At 61.3% G+C, this 7184-nt stretch carries 2 protein-coding genes and 3 rRNA genes; all 5 read left to right on the top strand.

Going from position 1 to position 7184, the window contains the following annotated elements; all coding sequences use genetic code 11:
* Nucleotides 1–51: 51 nt before the first annotated feature.
* Nucleotides 52–1573 (top strand): 16S ribosomal RNA (locus tag ACYVLP_RS22750).
* Nucleotides 1574–1977: 404 nt separating this feature from the next.
* A 23S ribosomal RNA gene (locus ACYVLP_RS22755) occupies nt 1978–5110 on the top strand.
* An 80-nt stretch (nt 5111–5190) separates the two neighbouring features.
* A 5S ribosomal RNA gene (gene rrf, locus ACYVLP_RS22760) occupies nt 5191–5307 on the top strand.
* Together the 16S, 23S and 5S rRNA genes form the textbook arrangement of a ribosomal RNA operon.
* Nucleotides 5308–5696: 389 nt before the next feature.
* Nucleotides 5697–6392, top strand: a complete 696-nt coding sequence (locus ACYVLP_RS22765) for a hypothetical protein (RefSeq protein ID WP_460629590.1) — start codon at nt 5697–5699, stop codon at nt 6390–6392.
* A gap of 71 nt (nt 6393–6463) precedes the next feature.
* Nucleotides 6464–7184, top strand: a 721-nt coding sequence (locus ACYVLP_RS22770) for a tetratricopeptide repeat protein (RefSeq protein ID WP_460629591.1), incomplete at its 3' end; no start/stop codon positions are given.

Here is a 7184-nt window from a genome sequence, read left to right on the forward strand (position 1 = left end):
TTGCTGGTGTTCTTGCTCGGCTAGTGATTGACCCTTCGTGGGTGTTTGTTTTCAACGGAGAGTTTGATCCTGGCTCAGGACGAACGCTGGCGGCGTGCTTAACACATGCAAGTCGAACGGTGATGACAGGGCTTGCCTTGTCGGATCAGTGGCGAACGGGTGAGTAACACGTGAGTAACCTGCCCCAGACTCTGGGATAACCCCGGGAAACCGGAGCTAATACCGGATATGACCCTTGTACGCATGTGCTGGGGGTGGAAAGTTTTTCGGTCTGGGATGGGCTCGCGGCCTATCAGCTTGTTGGTGAGGTAGTGGCTCACCAAGGCGACGACGGGTAGCCGGCCTGAGAGGGCGACCGGCCACACTGGGACTGAGACACGGCCCAGACTCCTACGGGAGGCAGCAGTGGGGAATATTGCACAATGGGCGAAAGCCTGATGCAGCGACGCCGCGTGAGGGATGACGGCCTTCGGGTTGTAAACCTCTTTCAGCAGGGAAGAAGCGGAAGTGACGGTACCTGCAGAAGAAGCACCGGCTAACTACGTGCCAGCAGCCGCGGTAATACGTAGGGTGCGAGCGTTGTCCGGAATTATTGGGCGTAAAGAGCTTGTAGGCGGTTTGTCGCGTCTGCTGTGAAAATCCGGGGCTCAACTCCGGACTTGCAGTGGGTACGGGCAGGCTAGAGTGTGGTAGGGGAGACTGGAATTCCTGGTGTAGCGGTGGAATGCGCAGATATCAGGAGGAACACCGATGGCGAAGGCAGGTCTCTGGGCCACTACTGACGCTGAGAAGCGAAAGCATGGGGAGCGAACAGGATTAGATACCCTGGTAGTCCATGCCGTAAACGTTGGGCGCTAGGTGTGGGACTCATTCCACGAGTTCCGTGCCGCAGCTAACGCATTAAGCGCCCCGCCTGGGGAGTACGGCCGCAAGGCTAAAACTCAAAGGAATTGACGGGGGCCCGCACAAGCGGCGGAGCATGCGGATTAATTCGATGCAACGCGAAGAACCTTACCAAGGCTTGACATACACCGGACACATCCAGAGATGGGTGCTTCTTCGGACTGGTGTACAGGTGGTGCATGGTTGTCGTCAGCTCGTGTCGTGAGATGTTGGGTTAAGTCCCGCAACGAGCGCAACCCTCGTTCTATGTTGCCAGCACGTGATGGTGGGGACTCATAGGAGACTGCCGGGGTCAACTCGGAGGAAGGTGGGGATGACGTCAAATCATCATGCCCCTTATGTCTTGGGCTTCACGCATGCTACAATGGCCGGTACAAAGGGCTGCGAAACCGCGAGGTGGAGCGAATCCCAAAAAACCGGTCTCAGTTCGGATTGGGGTCTGCAACTCGACCCCATGAAGTCGGAGTCGCTAGTAATCGCAGATCAGCAACGCTGCGGTGAATACGTTCCCGGGCCTTGTACACACCGCCCGTCAAGTCACGAAAGTCGGTAACACCCGAAGCCGGTGGCCCAACCCTTGTGGGGGGAGCCGTCGAAGGTGGGACTGGCGATTGGGACTAAGTCGTAACAAGGTAGCCGTACCGGAAGGTGCGGCTGGATCACCTCCTTTCTAAGGAGCATTAAGCCCCGCTGCCGGCGAGTGTCTGGTGGGGGGTGCTCATGGGTGGAACATCGATTAGTTGGCGCCGTGCCCGGCCGTTGGCCGCTAGTACAAGCTGGTCTGCACCTTGCGTGTGGGTTTCAGCAGTGGAACGTGGTGGTGGTGGGGTTGGGGTGCTTGACACGTTGTTGGGTCCTGAGGGATCGGGCTTGTCCTGGCTTCTCTGTGGGGTGTCCTGGCGCTGGTGGCCGTGTGGTGGCCGGCGTCTGGGGTGTCTCTGCTGGGGGGTTGGGGCTGGTTGGTTCTTCTGGTTGAGTGTGTGGGCCTTCTGGCTGGTCCGACCGTGTGTCGGGTCCGGGTGGGGGGTGCCGGTTGTATGTTGAGAACTTCACAGTGGACGCGAGCATCTTTGTGGCCAAGTTTTTAAGGGCACTCGGTGGATGCCTTGGCACCAGGAACCGAAGAAGGACGTAGGAATCTGCGATAAGCCTCGGGTAGTCGATAACCAGACTGTGATCCGAGGATTTCCGAATGGGGAAACCCGGCTGGAGGCAAGTCCAGTCACCCGCACCTGAATATATAGGGTGTGTGGAGGGAACGTGGGGAAGTGAAACATCTCAGTACCCACAGGAAGAGAAAACAAGAGTGATTCCGTGAGTAGTGGCGAGCGAAAGCGGATGAGGCTAAACCGGGCGTGTGTGATAGCTGTCAGGCGTTGCATGTCCGGGGTCGTGGGACCCGCTTACCGGTGCTGACATGCCGGTGGGGAGTGAGAAATCTGCGTCATAGTCGAAGAGCATTGAATGGCTCGGCATAGAGGGTGCGACCCCCGTAGACGAAATGGTGTGGACTCCCGGTGGGGATCCCAAGTAGCACGGGGCCCGAGAAATCCCGTGTGAATCTGGCAGGACCACCTGCTAAGCCTAAATATTCCCTGGTGACCGATAGCGGACAAGTACCGTGAGGGAAAGGTGAAAAGTACCCCGGGAGGGGAGTGAAATAGATCCTGAAACCGTGTGCCTACAATCCGTTGGAGCCTCCCCCCGTTGGGGGTGTGGGGTGACAGCGTGCCTTTTGAAGAATGAGCCTGCGAGTTAGTGCTCAGTGGCGAGGTTAACCCGTGTGGGGAAGCCGTAGCGAAAGCGAGTCCGAATAGGGCGTCATAGTCGCTGGGTCTAGACCCGAAGCGGAGTGATCTACCCATGGCCAGGTTGAAGCGCAGGTAAGACTGCGTGGAGGACCGAACCCACTTAGGTTGAAAACTGAGGGGATGAGCTGTGGGTAGGGGTGAAAGGCCAATCAAACTCCGTGATAGCTGGTTCTCCCCGAAATGCATTTAGGTGCAGCGTCACGTGTTTCTTACCGGAGGTAGAGCTACTGGATAGCCGATGGGCCTCACCAGGTTACTGACGTTAGCCAAACTCCGAATGCCGGTAAGTGAGAGCGTGGCAGTGAGACTGCGGGGGATAAGCTCCGTAGTCGAGAGGGAAACAGCCCAGATCACCAGCTAAGGTCCCTAAGCGTGTGCTAAGTGGGAAAGGATGTGGAGTTGCTGTGACAACCAGGAGGTTGGCTTAGAAGCAGCCACCCTTCAAAGAGTGCGTAATAGCTCACTGGTCAAGTGATTCCGCGCCGACAATGTAGCGGGGCTCAAGCACACCACCGAAGCTGTGGCATTGACACACTGCTCGGCACCGGCACCTGCGGGTCCGGTGTCCAGGCGTGTTGATGGGTAGGGGAGCGTCGTGTTGCCAGGGAAGCGGCGGAGTGATCCAGCCGTGGAGGCTACACGAGTGAGAATGCAGGCATGAGTAGCGAATGACGGGCGAGAAACCCGTCCGCCGAATAACCAAGGGTTCCAGGGTCAAGCTAATCTGCCCTGGGTAAGTCGGGACCTAAGGCGAGGCCGACAGGCGTAGTCGATGGACATCCGGTTGATATTCCGGAACCGGCGAAGAACCGCCCCTGATGAACCCCGTGATGCTAAGTGCCTGAAGCACGCCCAACTGACCCTTCGGGGTCACCGGGTGTGTGGAGCGCACGAACCGACCGGGTAGTAGTCAAGCGATGGAGTGACGCAGGAAGGTAGCCGCCGCGTGGCGATGGTTGTCCACGTCTAAGGGTGTAGGGCGAGATCCAGGCAAATCCGGATCTCATACAAGCCTGAGACCTGACAGTGACCGCGAATGCGGGAAGAGGGTGATCCTATGCTGCCGAGAAAAACTTCTAGCGAGGTTCGAGCCGCCCGTACCCCAAACCGACTCAGGTGGTTAGGTAGAGAATACCAAGGCGATCGAGTGAATCGTGGTTAAGGAATTCGGCAAAATACCCCCGTAACTTCGGGAGAAGGGGGGCCCTGATCGTGAACCCACTTGCTGGGGGAGCGTGATCGGCCGCAGAGACCAGGGAGAAGCGACTGTTTACTAAAAACACAGGTCCGTGCCAAGTCGCAAGACGATGTATACGGACTGACGCCTGCCCGGTGCTGGAACGTTAAGGGGACCGGTTAGCACGCAAGTGCGAAGCTGAGAACTTAAGCGCCAGTAAACGGCGGTGGTAACTATAACCATCCTAAGGTAGCGAAATTCCTTGTCGGGTAAGTTCCGACCTGCACGAATGGCGTAACGACTTCTCCACTGTCTCAACCACGAACTCGGCGAAATTGCACTACGAGTAAAGATGCTCGTTACGCGCAGCAGGACGGAAAGACCCCGGGACCTTTACTACAGCTTGGTATTGGTGTTCGGTACGGCTTGTGTAGGATAGGTGGGAGACTGTGAAGCCGTCACGTCAGTGATGGTGGAGTCAACGTTGAAATACCACTCTGGTCGTTCTGGATATCTAACCTCGGTCCGTGATCCGGATCAGGGACAGTGCCTGGTGGGTAGTTTAACTGGGGCGGTTGCCTCCTAAAAGGTAACGGAGGCGCCCAAAGGTTCCCTCAGCCTGGTTGGCAATCAGGTTTTGAGTGTAAGTGCACAAGGGAGCTTGACTGTGAGACAGACATGTCGAGCAGGGACGAAAGTCGGGACTAGTGATCCGGCGGTGGCTTGTGGAAGCGCCGTCGCTCAACGGATAAAAGGTACCCCGGGGATAACAGGCTGATCTTGCCCAAGAGTCCATATCGACGGCATGGTTTGGCACCTCGATGTCGGCTCGTCGCATCCTGGGGCTGGAGTAGGTCCCAAGGGTTGGGCTGTTCGCCCATTAAAGCGGTACGCGAGCTGGGTTTAGAACGTCGTGAGACAGTTCGGTCCCTATCCGCTGTGCGCGTAGGAAACTTGAGAAAGGCTGTCCCTAGTACGAGAGGACCGGGATGGACGAACCTCTGGTGTGTCAGTTGTTCTGCCAAGAGCACCGCTGATTAGCTACGTTCGGAAGTGATAACCGCTGAAAGCATCTAAGCGGGAAGCACGTTTCAAGATGAGGTTTCCAGGCCCGCGAGGGCGAGAGGCTCCCAGCTAGACGACTGGGTTGATAGGCCGGACGTGGAAGCACAGCAATGTGTGGAGCTGACCGGTACTAATAAGCCGATAACTTGACAACAAAGATGCTACGCGTCCACTGTGCAGTTCCCGAGATACAAACGGGACACACCCACACAACATTTGATATCTCCATAGAGTTTCGGCTGTCATAGCGAAGGGGAAACGCCCGGCTCCATTCCGAACCCGGAAGCTAAGCCCTTCAGCGCCGATGGTACTGCACTGGTGACGGTGTGGGAGAGTAGGACGCAGCCGGACACACTTTGTCAGAGCGCCCCAGACGGAACTTCATTGATCCGACTGGGGCGCTCTTTTTTTGTGCACCGAGCGATGATGGTGGCGCCGGCGATGCCCGGCGCGGAAGGATGCAGTCATGAGTGACCAGGACGGCAACGGCGATCGAGGCGGACGCAGCGACGACGGTTCCCGTGGGCACGACCGCGCGCGGAACGGCAAGGGCGGCGCAGGCCACGGGTCCGGAACGGCACGCCCGAGCGGCTCCCGATCTGGAGGCCCCGGGGGCGGTGCCAAGAAGCCCGGCTCCACGGGGTCCGGCTCATCGCGCTCTGGCGAACCGCGGTCGGGAGCACCGAGGTCGGGTTCGTCGCGCTCCGGTGGCTCGTCTTACGGCGCATCACGCTCAGGTGGTGCGCGGACGGGACGACCGCCGAGAGACTACGACCGGCAGGGCGACGGCCGAGACCGCGGGGATCGCGGGACGGGTAGGGATGAACGTGGTGACGACCGGCGTGAGCGACGCGATCGCGCGTCTGGCAGCGGTCACGGCGATGGCCGCAGCGGCGGGCGCGGCTCGTACCCGGATCGGCGCGATCGGGACGGCCAGGGCGACCGAGGTGGTCGGCAAGGCCGCTATGACGAGCGACCGGGCAGCGCTGACCGCTATGGGACCCAGCGCAGCGGGGGTCGCGATGACCGCGGCCGTGGCTACGGCGGGGACGACCGACGGGGAGGCTCGCGCGATGGCCGTGACCGCGGCTACTCACGTGACGACCGCGACCGCGGCTACTCACGTGACGACCGCGACCGCGGCTACTCGCGCGACGACCGCGACCGCGGCTACTCGCGCGACGACCGTGCGGGTGGGTACGGACGCGACGATCGGCGAGGTGGTTCGCGCGACGACCGGAGCCGGGGATCTTCGCGCGACGACCGTGACCGCGGATATTCGCGCGACGACCGGGGCCGGGGGTACGGGCGCGACGACCGTGACCGCGGCCACTCGCGCGACGACCGGGGTCGCGGGTACGGCCGCGACGACCGAGGGCGTGGCGCGCGCGATGACCGCGGGGGAGCGCCCGAGAGGCGTGGCGGCCCGCGTCTGACGCCGAAGTCGCCGCGCAAGCCAGAGCCTGCGATCCGCGAGGGCGTCACCGGCCACGAGGTCGACCGCAGCGTGAAGAGCCAGCTGCGCACCCTGTCGAAGGAGAACGCCGAGGGCGTGGCGCAGCATCTGGTCATGGTCGCGGAGCTGCTCGACGTGGACCCAGAGGCCGCGCTGGCGCACGCCGAGACCGCCGTGCGCCGGGCCGGCCGGGTACCTGCGGCTCGTGAGGCCCTCGGACTCGTGGCGTACCGGCTCGGGGACTGGGCGCGCGCGCTGGGAGAGTTCCGCACGGTGCGCCGCTTGTCCGGGTCGAACCATCTTCTACCGCTCATGGTCGACTGCGAGCGAGCCCTCGGGCGGCAGACCAAGGCGCTCGAGCTGGCCCAGAGCGAGGAGGCCAAGGGCCTGGCCATCGACGACCGCGTCGAGCTCGCCATCGTCGTCTCCGGCATCCGACGTGACCTGGGCCAGACGGACGCCGCCGTTGCCGGTCTCAGCGACCTCGCCCGCAGGATCAGCCCACATCGCCCGTCGGCCGCCCGGCTCTACTACGCCTACGCCGACGCCCTGCTTGCGGCGGGGGACCCCGCAGCGGCCCGGGACTGGTTCGCGCGGGCGGCGGATGCCGACCATGAGCTGACCACGGACGCGGCGGAGCGGCTCGACGAGCTCGACGGTGTGGACGTCACCGACCTGCTTGGCGACCTCGACGACGTGGACGACGACGACGTGGACGACGACGACGTGGACGACGACGACGTGGACGACGACGACGTGGACGACGACGACG

Source organism: Intrasporangium mesophilum, from assembly GCF_054783095.1.